This window comes from Sulfitobacter sp. R86518, from assembly GCF_042466275.1.
Classification (GTDB): domain Bacteria; phylum Pseudomonadota; class Alphaproteobacteria; order Rhodobacterales; family Rhodobacteraceae; genus Sulfitobacter; species Sulfitobacter pontiacus.
In genome coordinates this window covers 2,566,620-2,580,736 of the sequence record NZ_JAXHCA010000005.1, presented here as the reverse complement: position 1 = coordinate 2,580,736, position 14,117 = coordinate 2,566,620, and the positions used below count along the sequence as shown (strand labels likewise).

Here is a 14,117-nt window from a genome sequence, read left to right as displayed (position 1 = left end):
TGGATGTTTTTCCTTAACCCCGTAGTAAGCCTGTCCCCATAACCATTGATGCATCGACCTTTCCCCCGGGCCTGAGCCGAAGAAGGAGTTTCCGGTGCATCATACAAATGTCTTTAAACGCCAACCCTATCCACGCGTGAACACCCTGCAGCGGAGCGATCTGCATCGGGAGCTTTATCGTCTATATGGCAAGCGCTGTTTTGACATCGTCTTTTGCATTTTATCTGCACCGATCGTGGTTCTCGTGATCTGCCTTCTTGCCTGTCTTGTGGCAGCAACTGGGCAGTCTCCGTTCTTCACCCAGGAACGAGTTGGTAAAGATGGGCGGGTCTTCAAGATGTGGAAGCTGCGAACAATGCATCCCCACGATCCGCACTCGTTAAGAGACTATTTAGCACAAAATCCAAAGGCCAGGGATGAATGGCGACAAAACCAGAAGCTGCGCCACGATCCCCGTGTTACAACGGTGGGCCGGTTCTTGCGGTGCACGTCACTGGATGAACTACCCCAGTTCGTTAACGTGCTGAGAGGAGAGATGAGCCTCGTCGGGCCCCGACCCATGTTGGTGTCTCAAAAGGGGCTTTATCAGGGTGACCACTACGAAAGCCTGCGGCCGGGGATCAGTGGGAACTGGCAGGTTTCATCCCGGAACAGAGCAAGGTTTTCAGAGCGCGCAGTTTTCGACACGCACTACTTCAGCGCCCTGTCACTGTCTGAGGATCTGCGAATACTAAAGGCAACCGTGGGTGTCGTATTGCGGGCGACGGGGTGCTGAAGCCGGCGACGGTTGATCGCGGGCCTGCCCTTAGTGTCGTGATCGTCAGCTACAACACGCGGGAATTGACGCTTAGGGCGATAGAAACGCTGTATGAACACACGCAGTTGACTCAATTTGAGTGTATTGTTTGGGATAACGCCTCCTCTGACGGTTCGGCAGATGCGATAGCTGCGGCGTTTCCGCAGGTCCGGCTGGTCCGCTCGGCACAGAATCTGGGCTTTGCGCGCGCGAATAATCTTGCCGCGCAGCAGTGTTGTTCCGACTATTTACTGTTACTGAACCCTGATACCGAGCTTCATACCGATGCGGTCGATCAACTCGTCGCCTTTGCGCGCGAAAATCCGCAGGCGGGGATATGGGGTGGGCGCACCATTTTTGCTGATGGGTCGCTTAACATCGCGTCTTGTTGGGCGCGGCCCACCGTGGCCAGCCTGTTGTTCAAAGCGACCGGGCTCAGCACTGCTTTTCCGCGCAGCGCCGTGTTCAACCCCGAAGCCTACGGGCGCTGGCCGCGGGATTCTGTGCGCCCTGTCGATATCGTTGTGGGGTGTTTTCTGTTGATCGACCGTTCCTTGTGGCATCAACTGGGCGGCTTTTCGGAGAAATATTTCATGTATGGCGAGGATGCCGATCTTTGCCTGCGCGCGATTTATTTGGGGCATCAGCCGTTGATCACGCCGAAGGCGCAGATTTTGCATCATGTCGGGGCCTCTACCACGGTGACAGAGGTAAAGGCGATCGCGGTGATGACATCGCGTGCGTCATTGGTCCGCGATCACTGGCCGGCGTGGCAACAGGGGGCGGGGGTCTTTCTGATGTGGCTTTGGTCGGCGCTTCGGTATTTGGCTACGCGGCCGTTCGTGGCTTCGCGCGATGCGCAAAGACGGGCGCGGGCGGCGCATTGGTCGGCGGTCTGGGCCGCCCGCAAGACATGGTTGCGGGGGTATGATCAAGCATAGCGTTGCAACAGTTCCTTCGCCCAAAGCGTCGGAGAATACCGTTCGACATCGTGGATACGCGCAGGGGCAAAACGCCCCAAGTAGCCAGAGGTGACAGAGAAGGTCGAGCGGCGGGAATAGATCAGGTGATCACAACGCGACAATTGCCACATGTCGATCAGGGCATTTTCCGCCTCTTGCAGCGGGTTGCATGTTGTATCCGGCCCATGCAAACGCGCGCCGGCAAGGCCTAGCCGCTTGGGATGGGTTATGATCTTGTCGAACGCACGCTTCAAACGATCCTCGATTTCGGCACTGTCCGTCGCAAGAAAGATGGTTGCGTTCGGATGGCGGGCCTTTAGCTGCTCCAGGGTCTTCAACACCGGGCCAAGCGGGATTTTTCGATCGGTGAACCTGATATGAACCCCGATGCTTGGCAGTTTTGCCGTGGGGCGCATGTGCGATAGCGCATGGCGGACCCGTGCGTTGGGGGTAAAATAGCGGCCGAGATAATCGGCGAAAACCTCGCGCTCCCCCCGTTTGGCAAAGCGTGCATCCCGGCGCAGATGGTGCCGCATACGGCCCAGCTTTGGCAGGTAAGACCAATAGATCGCCACCGTCTGAGACTGGTCCAACCGCTTGAGGTCCACGCAAAGCCGCCGATAGCCCCAGGGGTTTGAATGTGACTGCGGCATATAGGTGTCGATCATGTCTTGCGGCTGGCGATGCAGATTGCCAGCCCAGATCGCGGGGCAAACATCGGCCCCGTCATCCATTGTGGCACCCTCAATCGCTTCGTCCCCGATCGGAGACTGGAATAGCAGCGGATAAGCGTTTTCACCAAGCGGCGCATAGCTGCCGTCGCGCCAGTCGATCACTGGCTTGCGGCCGGATAGGTCGGCGTAAACCAGACCCGAGATCGCAGACAGGATGCGGTTGCCCAATCCGCCTTTTCCCTTGATCACCAGTGTTCTTGACTGCATCCGTCGATACACACCCTCCGCTCATCGTTTGACGCTCACCATCGCGCGGATGTCTTTCCAAAGTCTTAACCGGCCTAGGGAAGACTCCGGAATCTGCAGCGAAATCGAATAAAATCCATATCACCGCTTGACCTTCCATTAACTGGAAGCCCTATCTGAGGGGCAAGACACCCCAAGGAGATGGCTGATGGGCGATGTAGTTGCGATAAATTTTGGCATTGGCGGTATGAATTGCGCCTCTTGCGTGGGGCGGGTCGAGACCGCGCTTGGACGCGTGGAGGGTGTGCAGGACGCCCGCGTGAACCTCGCCTCGGAAACGGCGTCGCTGCAGGTGGCATCGGGTTTCGACCCCAAGGACGCCGTCGCCGCACTTGCGACCGCAGGCTATCCCGCCACCGTGCAAACGCGGCGCTATACCATTGAAAACATGTCCTGTGCATCCTGCGTCGGGCGGGTCGAACGCGCCTTGGCGGCCGTGCCGGGTGTGGTCGATGTCACCGTCAACCTCGCCCGGGAAGAGGCCGTGGTGCAGTCGCTTACCGCAGAGCCGGATGCCGCCATTGTGCAGGCTGCGCAAGCCGCGGGCTACCCCGCCACCCCTGTGACGGACACCGCATCTTCCCCCGTGCCGGACCGCAAGGTTGAAGAAGCCGCGCATCTTAAACGTATGACGCTGCTCGCCGCGGCGTTGACCCTGCCGGTGTTTGTGCTCGAGATGGGCGGCCATATGATCCCCGCGTTCCACCATTGGGTGATGTCGACGCTGGGGCAGCAGCTAAGCTGGTCGATCCAGTTCGTACTGACCACCATCGTTCTGGCATGGCCCGGGCGGCGCTTTTTTGTCACCGGCGTGCCAGCGCTGTTGAAACGCACGCCTGACATGAACTCTCTGGTGTTTCTGGGGGCCACGGCGGCATGGGGCTTTTCCACCGTGGCGCTGTTCTTGCCACAGTTGCTGCCCGCCGGTGCGCAAGCGGTCTATTTCGAAGCCGCCGCGATGATCGTCACGTTGATCCTGCTGGGGCGCACGCTAGAGGCGCGGGCAAAGGGCCAGACCGGGCAAGCGATCCGCAAGCTGATCGGGCTGCGCCCCAAAACCGCGCGGGTAGAGCGAGACGGCAACGTGTCAGAGGTTGCGATCGACGCGATCACCGTCGGCGATCTGATCCATGCGCGCCCCGGTGAAAAGATCGCCGTAGACGGGACCGTGACACGTGGCAGTTCCTATGTCGATGAAAGCATGATCACCGGCGAACCCGTGCCCGTCGAAAAGCTGCCCGACACGCATGTGGTCGGGGGGACGGTGAATGGCACCGGCGCGCTGGTCTACCGCGCGACCCATGTGGGCGCGGACACGACCCTGTCGCAGATTGTGCGCATGGTCGAGGACGCCCAAGGCGCCAAGCTGCCGGTGCAGGATATGGTTAACCGCATCACCATGTGGTTCGTGCCCGTCGTCATGGCGATTGCCGCGGCCACCTTCCTTGTCTGGCTGGCGTTCGGGCCGCAGCCGTCCTTGGGGCACGCTTTGGTGGCAAGCGTCGCGGTGCTGATCATCGCCTGCCCCTGTGCGATGGGGCTGGCCACGCCGACCTCTATCATGGTGGGCACAGGGCGAGGGGCCGAGATGGGCGTGCTGTTCCGCAAGGGGGACGCGCTGCAGGTCTTGGCCGAGGTCGATACCATCGCGCTTGATAAAACCGGCACGCTGACCGCCGGTCGGCCTGAGGTGACGGATCTGGATGTCTTCAACGGCTGGTCGCAGGCCGATGCGTTGAGGCTCGTCGCTTCCGTCGAGGCGCAGTCAGAGCACCCGATTGCCAGCGCCATCCTGCGCCATGCCGAAACACAGGGGCTGTCGCTGGCAGCGGTGACCTCTTTTGCCTCGCAAACCGGCCACGGTGTACGCGCCGAAGTCGAAGGGCGTCGCGTGCTTGTCGGGGCGGACCGTTTCATGGAGGCCGAAGGGGTCTCTCTCGCCGCGGCAGAGGGGCGGCCGGCAGCATGGGGGGCAGAGGGCAAGACACCGCTTTTCGCCGCCGTGGATGGGGCGCTTGTCGCGATAATCGGCGTCGCCGACCCGATCAAGGAAACGACGCCCCAAGCGCTGGAGGCACTGCACAAAGCGGGGCTGAAAATTGCGATGATCACCGGTGATAACAAGGCGACGGCGCAGGCCATTGCCGACCGTTTGGGGATCGATACCGTGGTCGCCGAAGTACTGCCCGACGGCAAGGTCGCCGCGCTGGAGGACCTGCAACAGGCGGGCCACAAGGTCGCCTTTGTGGGGGACGGGATCAATGATGCGCCCGCGCTGGCGGGGGTCGACGTGGGTATTGCCATCGGTACCGGAACGGATGTCGCTATCGAAGCGGCCGACGTGGTGCTGATGTCGGGCGATCTGCAAGGGGTGGTGAACGCCCTGCACATCAGCCAGCACACCATGCGCAATATCCGCCAGAACCTCTTTTGGGCCTTTGGCTATAACGCGCTGCTGATCCCCGTTGCAGCCGGTGTGCTCTATCCGCTGTTCGGTGTGCTGCTGTCGCCCGTGCTTGCCGCCGCCGCCATGGCATTGTCGAGCGTCTTTGTCCTGTTCAACGCCCTGCGCCTGCGGTGGATCGCCGCCGCAGCAACCGCCTAATTCAACGAAAGGAGACGTCCATGAACATCGGTGACGTGTCGAAAAGCGCAGGTCTGCCTGCCAAGACCATCCGCTACTACGAAGACATCGGTCTGATCACGCCCGCGCGTGACACCAACGGGTATCGCAGCTTTTGCGACAGCGACGTGCACAAGCTGACGTTTCTGGGCCGTGCGCGGGCCTTGGGCTTCACGATCGAGAATTGCCGCGACCTGCTGGCGCTTTGGGATGATCAGGATCGCGCCAGCGCCGATGTCCGTGCCATCGCCCAGCAACATCTGGTGCAGATCGAAAGCAAGATCGCGGACCTACAAGATATTCGTCAGACCTTGACCCATCTGGTGCATGAATGCGCTGGCGATGACCGCCCCGATTGCCCGATTTTGCAACGGCTCGAAAAGCTGTAGCGCGCGTGTCTACCGGCGCAGCAGGTAGATATCCATGATCCAGCCATGGGCGGCGCGGGCCTCTGCCCGTGTTGCGATGATGCGGTCGCAGACCTGATCCAGCGGGCCCGCGATGCGACGCTCGTTCGGCATGCCGGCATAGGCGGTCCACCAGATGTGTATGTCGCTGTGCTGCCGCAACACCTCGAAGGCGCAGGTGCCGTCCAGCATGACGGCAATCGTATCCACACCCTGCGGCCAACCATGATCGCGCAGCTGCCGACCGGTGGTGATCGTGACGGGATTACCGATGGTGTTCAGCGGGATCGCATGGCCCGCCGTCAGTACCTGAAGCGAGGTAATTCCCGGCACGACATCGACGGTGAGTGTGACGACCTTTTGCAACCGCTCCGCAATGCGCAGGGTGCTGTCATACAGCGACGGATCCCCCCAGACGAGGAAACCGACACGGCCGCCTTGGGGCAGGGTGCGCTGCATCTCGGCCAGCCAGACCTGTGTAATGGCATCATGCCAATCGTGGACGCCCGCGTGATAATCAGGGTTGGCGGCGTCGCGTTTGGGCAGGGTGAATTCGTGAATATAAGGCCCGTCCGACCGCAGCACCTGGGCGCAAATCTCGTGCCGCAGGCCAGCCAGATCATCCTTGCCCGCGCCCTTGGACGGGATCAGGATCACATCGCAGGCATTCAGCGCGTCGATGGCTTGTAATGTCAGGTGTTTGGGATTGCCGGACCCGATGCCGATCAGTGAAAGCGTAAACATCTTGAGGCTCCGGCAGGGGGTGACGCGGCCCGCAGAGTAGGGGGCCGCGTCGGGTCTTGGATTATTCAGCGGCGGTCTGCGTCAGACGTTTGGTGAACAGCGCGCTGCCCGCGAAATCGCGCAGGGTTTTCGCGGCGGCGAGCACGGCCAGATCCACAAGCGGCTCGATCAGGATGACCATCATATAGGCCCCGCCAAAGCTGGCCACAGCGGCGATGTTGCTGGCGGCAAAGCCCTGACCGTAGATGGCCCAGAACGCCACCCAGCCCACAACGCCCGCCTGAAACGCGGTCGACAGCTTGAGCGCTTGAACATAGGTCAGATCAACATAGGCGGTGTTGGGCGCAATGATGCGTTTGGCCAGCGCCGAGACCATGAACAAGGGCACCAGCAGCGTGGTGACGTTCATCGTGTATTGCGGCAGGTCGATGGGGGCAAAGAACACGCCCTGCGCCAGCAGACCAAGCGCCAGACCCGCAGCCGCAGGGGCCACGCCGAACAGCAGGAACAGGGTCGACCCGAGGATCAGGTGCACTTCGCTCACGCCCACGGGGAAATGCGGGAAGACCTGAAAAAAGACAAAGGTCAGCGCGGTGGCCACCACGGCTCCGCCCGCAAAAGGTACGACGCCTTTCTCACGGACAGAGTTTATTGCGGTTTTCGCGGTATAGGCCGCAGCACCGGCGGCGGTGCCATAGGACAGGACCAGCTTGGCGCCGGTCACGACTTCGGGTTCGATATGCATATTCAGGTCTCCTTACCGTCTTCCCCGACGGCATAATGTGAAAGCCGCCCCGGGGGGCAGCCAGTTGGAACAGGGATCATCCCCATGACGGCAGGTCTCCTGACTTTGTGCGTCCATGCGTGCCGCGCCTTCCCAGGCGGTGTGGCCCAGTGGCAATGCGGGTTGCTCTTCACTTACAGGTGCGGGGGCAGTTCCGGATTTGGCACCTTTGCTTTGGCACCGCACCGTATTCCCTTTTCACCCCGATTGCCCGAAGGCGCACGGGGAACCGTCCGGAATAGGTGGTCATTTTCGGGCCGGTTTTGTCAAGTCATCTATTCGGTCAAAGGCCCGTAAAGGATCAGCGCAGGCGCTGACGTTGCGGGATCCAGCGGCAGATGGGCAAGGCTTTCCACGGTGTGGCGGCTCAGCTTTTGATCGGGGGTCGATACCGCCTCTGCTAGCAGGGCAGGGGTGGAGGGCGGCAAGCCCGCCTCGATCAGCCGCGCGGCGAAACCCGCAAAGGTGCGGCGGCCCATGTAGACGACCGTTGTCGCCGTAGGGTCGGCCAGCGCCGCCATGTTCAGATCTTCGGGCAAGGCCCCCGATTCGCCGTGGCCGGTGATGAATTGCACCCGCCGCGCGGTCAGCCGCCGGGTCAGTGGGATCATCGCCGCCGCCGCCGCCGAAGACGCCGCCGTGACGCCCGGGATGATCTCGAAGGCGACGCCTGCCGCTTTCAGTGCGGTCAGCTCTTCTTCAAGCCGGCCAAACACGCCCGCGTCCCCACTTTTCAGCCGCACCACCCGCGCGCCGGTCAATGCGTGTTCGACCAGCAAACGGCTCACGTGATCCTGCTTCGGAGACAGCCGTCCGGCGCGTTTGCCCACCCCGATCAGATCCGCCTCGGGCGAGACATGTTCAAGGATCGGACCCGCCGACAGATCGTCGAACAGCACGACTTCGGCCTCTTGCAACCGCTTTACCGCCTTCACGGTCAGCAGCTCGGGATCACCCGGACCGGAGGAGACGAAAGAGACAAAGCCGCTCATGACGCCCCCGCGATCAGGTGAAAGAAGGTGCCCGTCGCATGGCCGCGGCGCGAGCCTGTCTCGGGCACTTCGGCCCCATTGGCATCGACCACCCGCGCCAGCGGTGTATCGGGCTGCGACAGGATCGTAGAATAGTGGAATTCATGTCCCCGCAACCGCGCGCCCGCGTCATAGCCGGGGCCGGGTTCGTTCAGCGTGGCAAGCCGGTAGCCCAGATGCATCTTGCGCTTCTCATAGCTGGTTTCCAGCCCCAGCAGCCCCGCCATCTGGTGCCGCACGCCTTCCTTGTCGACCAACCCGGCCCCCATCGCCATATAGCCCCCGCATTCCCCATGCACCGGGCGCGTCGTGGCGAATTGTTGCAGGCTGTCGCGGAACTGCGCGGCAGCGGCAAGGCGTCCGGCATGCAGCTCGGGATAGCCGCCGGGCAGCCAGCAGATGTCGGCGCTGTCGTCCGGTGCCTCATCCGCCAGCGGCGAGAAGGGCAACACCTGCGCACCCGCGGCGATCCAGTGGTCCAGCAAATGCGGATAGATGAACGAAAACGCGGCGTCCTTGGCCAAAGCGATCCGTTGACCGGGGGGCGGGGGCAAGACATCTGGCCCGTCGGGGATACTGCGCCCTTGGGCGGCAGCGACGATCAGATCAAGATCGATATGCTGCGCGATGAAATCTCCCGCCGCATCCAGCAGCTTCATCAGCTCGGGCTGTTCCTCGGCCTGCACCAGACCCAAGTGGCGTTCCGGCAGCGTGACCGATCCCTGTCGGGGCAGCGCGCCCAGAACGGGGATGCCGACCTGCTCCATCCCCAGACGTAGCAGGGCCTCGTGACGGGGGCTGGCGACCTTGTTCAGCACCACACCCGCGACATGCACATCCGGGCGCATCGTCTTGAACCCAAGGGCGGTGGCCGCAGCCGATTGCGCCTGACCCGATACATCCAGCAGCAACACCACCGGCCAGCCCGTCATGGCAGAGATATCGGCGCTCGCCCCGTTCGAGGTTTCCCCCGGTTGCGCCACACCATCGAACAGCCCCATTGACCCTTCGATCAGGGCCAGATCGCCGCCATGGGCGGTGCCGATCAGATTGCACAACACGCCCGAGCCCATGGCCCAACTGTCGATATTATAGGACGACCGCCCGCAAGCCGCGCGGTGAAAGCCGGGGTCGATGTAATCCGGCCCGCTCTTGAACGGGCGCACGTCAACGCCGCGCCGGCTGAGCGCGTTGAGCAGGCCCAGCATCAAGGTGGTCTTGCCCGTACCCGACGCGGGGGCCGAGATCATCAGGCCCTTGGGCAGTTGCGTTGTCTCGATCATTCTGTGCCCTCTGGAAAGCGCGGCTCTGTGCCGACGGGGCGGAAGCGGCGGTCGTAATCGCCCGCGTACAGACAGCTTTCGCGGAACTCCTCTGCCGTCAGTGCGCGGCCCACAAGGATCAGCGCCGTGCGCCCGCGTTCGCCGTCGGTGGCGTCAATCACGCTGCCCAAGGTCGCCCGCACCACCCGTTGATCCGGCCAGCTTGCGCGCCAGACGATGGCGACGGGGCAGTCCTCTCCGTAATGAGGGGTGAGCCGCGCGACCACATCATCCAGCACATGCACCGACAGGTGGATCGCCAGCGTGGCACCCGTGGCGGCAAAATTCTCGAGCGTTTCACCCTCGGGCATGGCTGACGCCCGACCCGAGGTCCGCGTGAGAACAAGCGACTGCGCCACACCGGGCAGCGTCAGCTCGTTCCCCAAAGCGGCGGCGGCAGCAGCAAAGGCGGGCACACCGGGGGTGATGTCATAGTCGATGTCCAACTCGCGCAAGCGGCGCAGCTGCTCGCCCATGGCGGACCAGACCGATAGATCACCCGAATGAAGCCGCGCCACATCCTGCCCCGCATCATCGGCGGCCTTGATCTCTGCCATGATCTCGTCCAGCGACAGCGACGCGGTGTTCACGATCTTCGCATCCGCAGGGCAGTAGGACAGCAGCTCAGACGGGACCAACGATCCGGCATACAGACACACAGGGCAGGCCGCGATCAGGTCGCGCCCTCGCAGGGTCAGCAGATCAGGGGCACCGGGGCCCGCGCCGATAAAGTGAACAGTCATGGGGCAATTCCTTCCGCGATAGCTACGGTGGCCATGCCATTGGGGCTGGCCACACGCAAGGTCGTCAATTTGGCACCGCGACCAGCAACGCGCAATGCGGCGGCCTCGGCAAGTGATCCGGTCCCGAAGCGCGCTTGCACGCGTGGCGACACGGTACGCGTCGGGATGTCTGCGATATCGGCTTCCGACAGTTCGATCAGCGGCAATGCCAGACTGTCGGCAAAGCGCCGTAGCGCCGGCGTCACCTTGATCGCGAGGGTCGCGAGCGTGTCCGGCCTGCGCCGTGTCAGCGCAAGGGCCGCGCGTAAATCCGCCTCGGTCGCATCCGCGCGCAATCCTATCCCAGCGACGATCATCGGGTCACGCTCCATTGCAGTTGCGGGCGGCTGGGGTGCCAGCCCTGCATGGTCCCCAAGGGGGCCGCCTGTGCCAGATCGATCCGCAGCAATTGCCCGCCGTGCATCCCGTGCCAGCGGATCAGCAAGGCTTGGGTTTCAAGCGCCACCGCATTCGCCACAAGCCGCGTGCCCGGCGTGATCCTGTGCCAGATCGCCTGCAAAACATCCTCTGATGCGCCACCACCCAGAAAGACCGCTGCGGGCAGGGGCAGATCGGCCAGCGCATCGGGGGCCGTGCCGTGTACGCAGCGCATCCGGCGCGCCAGACCAAAGCGGCGGGCGTTCTCGGTGATGTTATCGCAGCGGCCTTCGCGCGGCTCGATGGCGATGGACTGCGCGTGCGGCGCGGCCAGACACCATTCAACAGAGACAGAGCCCGACCCGCCCCCCACATCCCACAGCAGCTCCCCCGCGCGGGGGGCCAGCGCGGCCAGCGTCAACGCGCGCATGGGTGATTTGGTGATCTGGCTGTCATGGGCAAATAGCGCCTCGGGCCGTCCGGGCGCGTGGCTGATACCCGCGCTACCCGACACCGCAATCGCCACCACCACAGGGGCGGCAATGTCGCTCAGGTCAAACGTCGCGGCATCGGCCGCGCGCGCGATTTCACGCGGACCGCCAAGCGCCTCCATCACCGTCAGGCGGGACGCGCCTAAACCCTGCGCGGTCAGATAATCTGCCAGCGCCGTAGGGGCCGCTCCATCGCGCAACGTGCAGATCAGCCTCGCACCTGCCGCCAGATGGGGCAGCAACACCTCGAACGGGGCCGCATGCAGGCCAAGGGTCGTGACCTCCTCCAACCGCCAGCCAAGCCGCGCAGCCGCCAGCGTCATGCAGGACGGCGCGGGAAAGCAGCGCCATTCCGACGGGTCCAGCACCTGCGCCAGCGTACCGCCCACGCCGTGCCAGAACGGATCACCCGAGGCGAGCACCACAACCGCACGCCCGCGATGTTCCAACACCGGCGCTACGCTGAACGGCAACGGCCATTCCCGCCCGCGCGCGCCCGCGTCACAAAGCGCCAGATGCCGCGCCCCGCCAAAGATCACGTCGGCCTCTGCCAGCGCGTTTCGGCTTGCATCGGTCAGCCCAGCAAGGCCATCTTCGCCCAGACCAATCAGGGTCACCCAGGCAGCAACAGGATCAGCCATGACGCGCACCCTCATTCTTGGCGGCACGACAGAGGCGTCCAACCTCGCGCGCGCGCTGGCCGACCGTGGCGATGATGCGCTGTTCAGCTATGCCGGACGCACGGCCGCCCCCGTGGCGCAGCCCTTGCCCACCCGCGTGGGTGGCTTTGGCGGCGTGGCCGGATTGCTGGCGTTCATAGCACAAAATAACATCACCCGCGTGATCGACGCGACCCATCCCTTCGCCGCACAGATGAGCCGTAACGCCCATGCCGCCAGCACGCAGGCAGGCATCCCGCTGGCCGCGTTTGAACGTGCCCCGTGGGCCGAGACTGCCGCCGACAATTGGACCCATCTGCCAAGTATCGAAGCCGCCGCCGCATCCCTGCCGCAGGTGCCGACGCGGGTCTTTCTGGCCATCGGCAAGCAGGCGCTGTCCGTCTTTGCCAACCATCCGCAGCACCATTATCTGCTGCGGCTGGTGGACCAGCCTGACGCGCCGCTGCCCTTGCCGCATACGACCGTGACCCTCGCCCGAGGACCGTTCGACGTGGCCGGAGACATCGTCCTGCTGCGCGACCACGGGACCAAGCTGATCATCGCCAAGAACGCCGGCGGCACGGGGGCCGAGGCCAAGCTTATCGCCGCGCGCGAACTGGGGCTGCGCGTGCTGATGATCCAGCGCCCCGCGGTGCCCCCTCGCAGGACATTTGCGCGGCTCGACGATATCCTGGCATGGCTTGATCATACGACGGACCGTGGCGTGTAGATATGTGTCCCGACGCGGCGGGTGTCGGCGTTACCGACGATCACGACCGTGCGCATATCGGCCATCTCTGGCGTCGCTTCGGCCAGCGTGACGGTGCGCAATGACTCGTCCGGGTGGCTGACGTTGCGCGCAAAAGAGATCAAGGTTTCCGGCCCGCAGGCCTCGCGCAGAATATCAAGCGTGGTGGCGAACTGATGCGGCCGCGAGGCCGACCGCGGGTTGTAGAACGCCATGGCAAACCCCGCTTCCCCCGCCAGCCGCAGCCGTTTTTCGATCAGCGACCAGGGTTTCAGATTGTCCGACAGGTTGATCGCGCAGAAATCATGCCCCAACGGTGCCCCCAACCGCGCCGCCGCCGCGAGCATCGCGGTGATGCCGGGCAGGACGCCTATATCGATTGCCAGCCAGTCTTCCGGGCCTTTCTCCAACGCCTCGAACAGGGCAGAGGCCATGGCAAAGACCCCCGGATCGCCCGAAGACACCACCACCACACGCCGCCCCGCCGCCGCCATTTCAAGCGCATGTGCGGCGCGGTCCAGCTCTACCCGGTTGTCGCTTTCATGCAGGGTCAGCCCGTCGCGCGGGGCAATCCGGCGCACATAGGGGATGTAGCCGACAATATCGGTCGCCTCGTCCACGGTGGCGCGCACCTCTGGCGTGACCAGCGCCTCGTCTCCGGGGCCAAGGCCGACAACGCGCACCCAGCCGGTCATGGCCGCCGTCCCTGACCATGCACGATCGCGATCGAGAAATAGGGCACGTCGGCCGGGACTTCCGTCAGCTTTTGCACCGTCTGCCCCGCCATCGTGCCCTTCTCGACCAGCCATGCGTCTTGCAAGCGGCCCGCCTTGGTCAGTGCGCGCTTCAACTTTTCAAGGTTGCGCCCGATTTTCATCACCACCAGCGCATCGGTATTAGCGGCCCGCGTGGCCAGCTCTTCCTCGTCCAGCGTCGCCATGAGCACGGTCAGCACATCATCACCCCAGGTGATCGGATGCCCTGTCGCGGTCCAGCAGCCTGACATGCCGGTGATGCCGGGCACGATCTCGACCTCGGCGCGGCCCTGAAGGCGGCTGTGCAGATGCATGAACGACCCGTAAAAGAACGGGTCCCCTTCACAGAGCACGATCACATCTTCGGTCTGCGCAAGGTCGGTCAAACGGTCAGCCCAATCGTCGTAGAAAGCCGACAGCAGACGGTTATACTCGGGATCGCTAAAGTGGATCTCTGTCGTGACGGGGTATTCCATCGCATGTTCCACCGCCGTCTCGGCCATGATGCCGTCCACGATGGTGCGGGCCTGCCCACGCCGTCCGGGTTTGCGGAAAAACGCGACGTGCTGCGCGCCGGTCAGCAAACGGTGCGCCTTGACGCTCATCAATTCGGGATCGCCGGGGCCAAGCCCGATGCAAATGACCTTGCCCATCG

The 14,117-nt window shown here is 63.5% G+C and carries 15 protein-coding genes and 1 riboswitch; of the genes, 5 read left to right on the top strand and 10 right to left on the bottom strand.

Translation table 11 applies throughout. The features are described 5' to 3' along the window. Positions 1-94: 94 nt before the first annotated feature. Positions 95-775 (top strand): sugar transferase, encoded by a 681-nt coding sequence (locus tag SJY36_RS13770; RefSeq protein WP_386175870.1) that lies wholly within the window; start codon positions 95-97, stop codon positions 773-775. Continuing rightward, positions 769-1,737: a glycosyltransferase family 2 protein gene (locus SJY36_RS13765; RefSeq protein WP_386175867.1), complete on the top strand. Its 969-nt coding sequence runs from the start codon at positions 769-771 to the stop codon at positions 1,735-1,737. The genes SJY36_RS13770 and SJY36_RS13765 overlap by 7 nt, the downstream gene beginning before the upstream one ends. On the opposite strand, the gene SJY36_RS13760 is transcribed toward SJY36_RS13765, so the two are convergent. Continuing rightward, positions 1,728-2,699, bottom strand: a complete 972-nt coding sequence (locus SJY36_RS13760) for a NodZ family protein (RefSeq protein ID WP_386175864.1) — start codon at positions 2,697-2,699, stop codon at positions 1,728-1,730. The genes SJY36_RS13765 and SJY36_RS13760 overlap by 10 nt on opposite strands. Before the next feature lie 187 nt (positions 2,700-2,886). Here SJY36_RS13760 and SJY36_RS13755 point away from each other — a divergent pair, with 187 nt between their 5' ends. Both SJY36_RS13755 and cueR read left to right on the top strand, forming a co-directional pair. After that, positions 2,887-5,343, top strand: a complete 2,457-nt coding sequence (locus SJY36_RS13755) for a heavy metal translocating P-type ATPase (RefSeq protein WP_386175861.1) — start codon at positions 2,887-2,889, stop codon at positions 5,341-5,343. Positions 5,344-5,363: 20 nt separating this feature from the next. Further along, a complete protein-coding gene (gene cueR / locus SJY36_RS13750) occupies positions 5,364-5,750 on the top strand; it encodes a Cu(I)-responsive transcriptional regulator (protein WP_386175859.1) in 387 nt (128 codons plus the stop codon). 9 nt (positions 5,751-5,759) lie between these two features. On the opposite strand, the gene cobF is transcribed toward cueR, so the two are convergent. The 7 genes from cobF to cbiE form a co-directional block, all read right to left on the bottom strand. Next, a complete protein-coding gene (gene cobF / locus SJY36_RS13745; RefSeq protein WP_386175856.1) occupies positions 5,760-6,512 on the bottom strand; it encodes a precorrin-6A synthase (deacetylating) in 753 nt (250 codons plus the stop codon). A 61-nt stretch (positions 6,513-6,573) separates the two neighbouring features. Continuing rightward, the gene (locus SJY36_RS13740; RefSeq protein ID WP_386175853.1) at positions 6,574-7,257 is read right to left on the bottom strand and encodes an energy-coupling factor ABC transporter permease; all 684 of its coding nucleotides are present in this window, start codon (positions 7,255-7,257) and stop codon (positions 6,574-6,576) included. 71 nt (positions 7,258-7,328) lie between these two features. After that, positions 7,329-7,545: riboswitch (cobalamin riboswitch) on the bottom strand. 26 nt (positions 7,546-7,571) lie between these two features. Then, positions 7,572-8,288 (bottom strand): uroporphyrinogen-III C-methyltransferase, encoded by a 717-nt coding sequence (cobA, locus tag SJY36_RS13735; RefSeq protein ID WP_009825406.1) that lies wholly within the window; start codon positions 8,286-8,288, stop codon positions 7,572-7,574. Beyond that, a complete protein-coding gene (locus SJY36_RS13730) occupies positions 8,285-9,610 on the bottom strand; it encodes a cobyrinate a,c-diamide synthase (RefSeq protein WP_386175850.1) in 1,326 nt (441 codons plus the stop codon). The genes cobA and SJY36_RS13730 overlap by 4 nt, the downstream gene beginning before the upstream one ends. Then, on the bottom strand, positions 9,607-10,392 hold the full coding sequence (cobM, locus tag SJY36_RS13725) for a precorrin-4 C(11)-methyltransferase (RefSeq protein WP_037941160.1): 786 nt from the start codon (positions 10,390-10,392) through the stop codon (positions 9,607-9,609). The genes SJY36_RS13730 and cobM overlap by 4 nt, the downstream gene beginning before the upstream one ends. Beyond that, positions 10,389-10,748, bottom strand: a complete 360-nt coding sequence (locus SJY36_RS13720) for a cobalamin biosynthesis protein (RefSeq protein WP_386175847.1) — start codon at positions 10,746-10,748, stop codon at positions 10,389-10,391. Before SJY36_RS13720 ends, cobM begins: the two co-directional genes overlap by 4 nt. Beyond that, a complete protein-coding gene (gene cbiE, locus SJY36_RS13715) occupies positions 10,745-11,941 on the bottom strand; it encodes a precorrin-6y C5,15-methyltransferase (decarboxylating) subunit CbiE (RefSeq protein ID WP_386175844.1) in 1,197 nt (398 codons plus the stop codon). The genes SJY36_RS13720 and cbiE overlap by 4 nt, the downstream gene beginning before the upstream one ends. On the opposite strand from cbiE, the gene SJY36_RS13710 reads away from it, so the two are divergent. Continuing rightward, positions 11,940-12,689: a cobalt-precorrin-6A reductase gene (locus SJY36_RS13710; RefSeq protein ID WP_386175841.1), complete on the top strand. Its 750-nt coding sequence runs from the start codon at positions 11,940-11,942 to the stop codon at positions 12,687-12,689. The genes cbiE and SJY36_RS13710 overlap by 2 nt on opposite strands. On the opposite strand, the gene cobJ is transcribed toward SJY36_RS13710, so the two are convergent. After that, positions 12,665-13,402 (bottom strand): precorrin-3B C(17)-methyltransferase, encoded by a 738-nt coding sequence (cobJ, locus tag SJY36_RS13705; RefSeq protein WP_386175838.1) that lies wholly within the window; start codon positions 13,400-13,402, stop codon positions 12,665-12,667. The two genes, SJY36_RS13710 and cobJ, sit on opposite strands and share 25 nt — an antisense overlap. Next, on the bottom strand, positions 13,399-14,115 hold the full coding sequence (locus tag SJY36_RS13700; RefSeq protein WP_386175835.1) for a precorrin-2 C(20)-methyltransferase: 717 nt from the start codon (positions 14,113-14,115) through the stop codon (positions 13,399-13,401). The genes cobJ and SJY36_RS13700 overlap by 4 nt, the downstream gene beginning before the upstream one ends. Positions 14,116-14,117 lie beyond the last annotated feature (2 nt).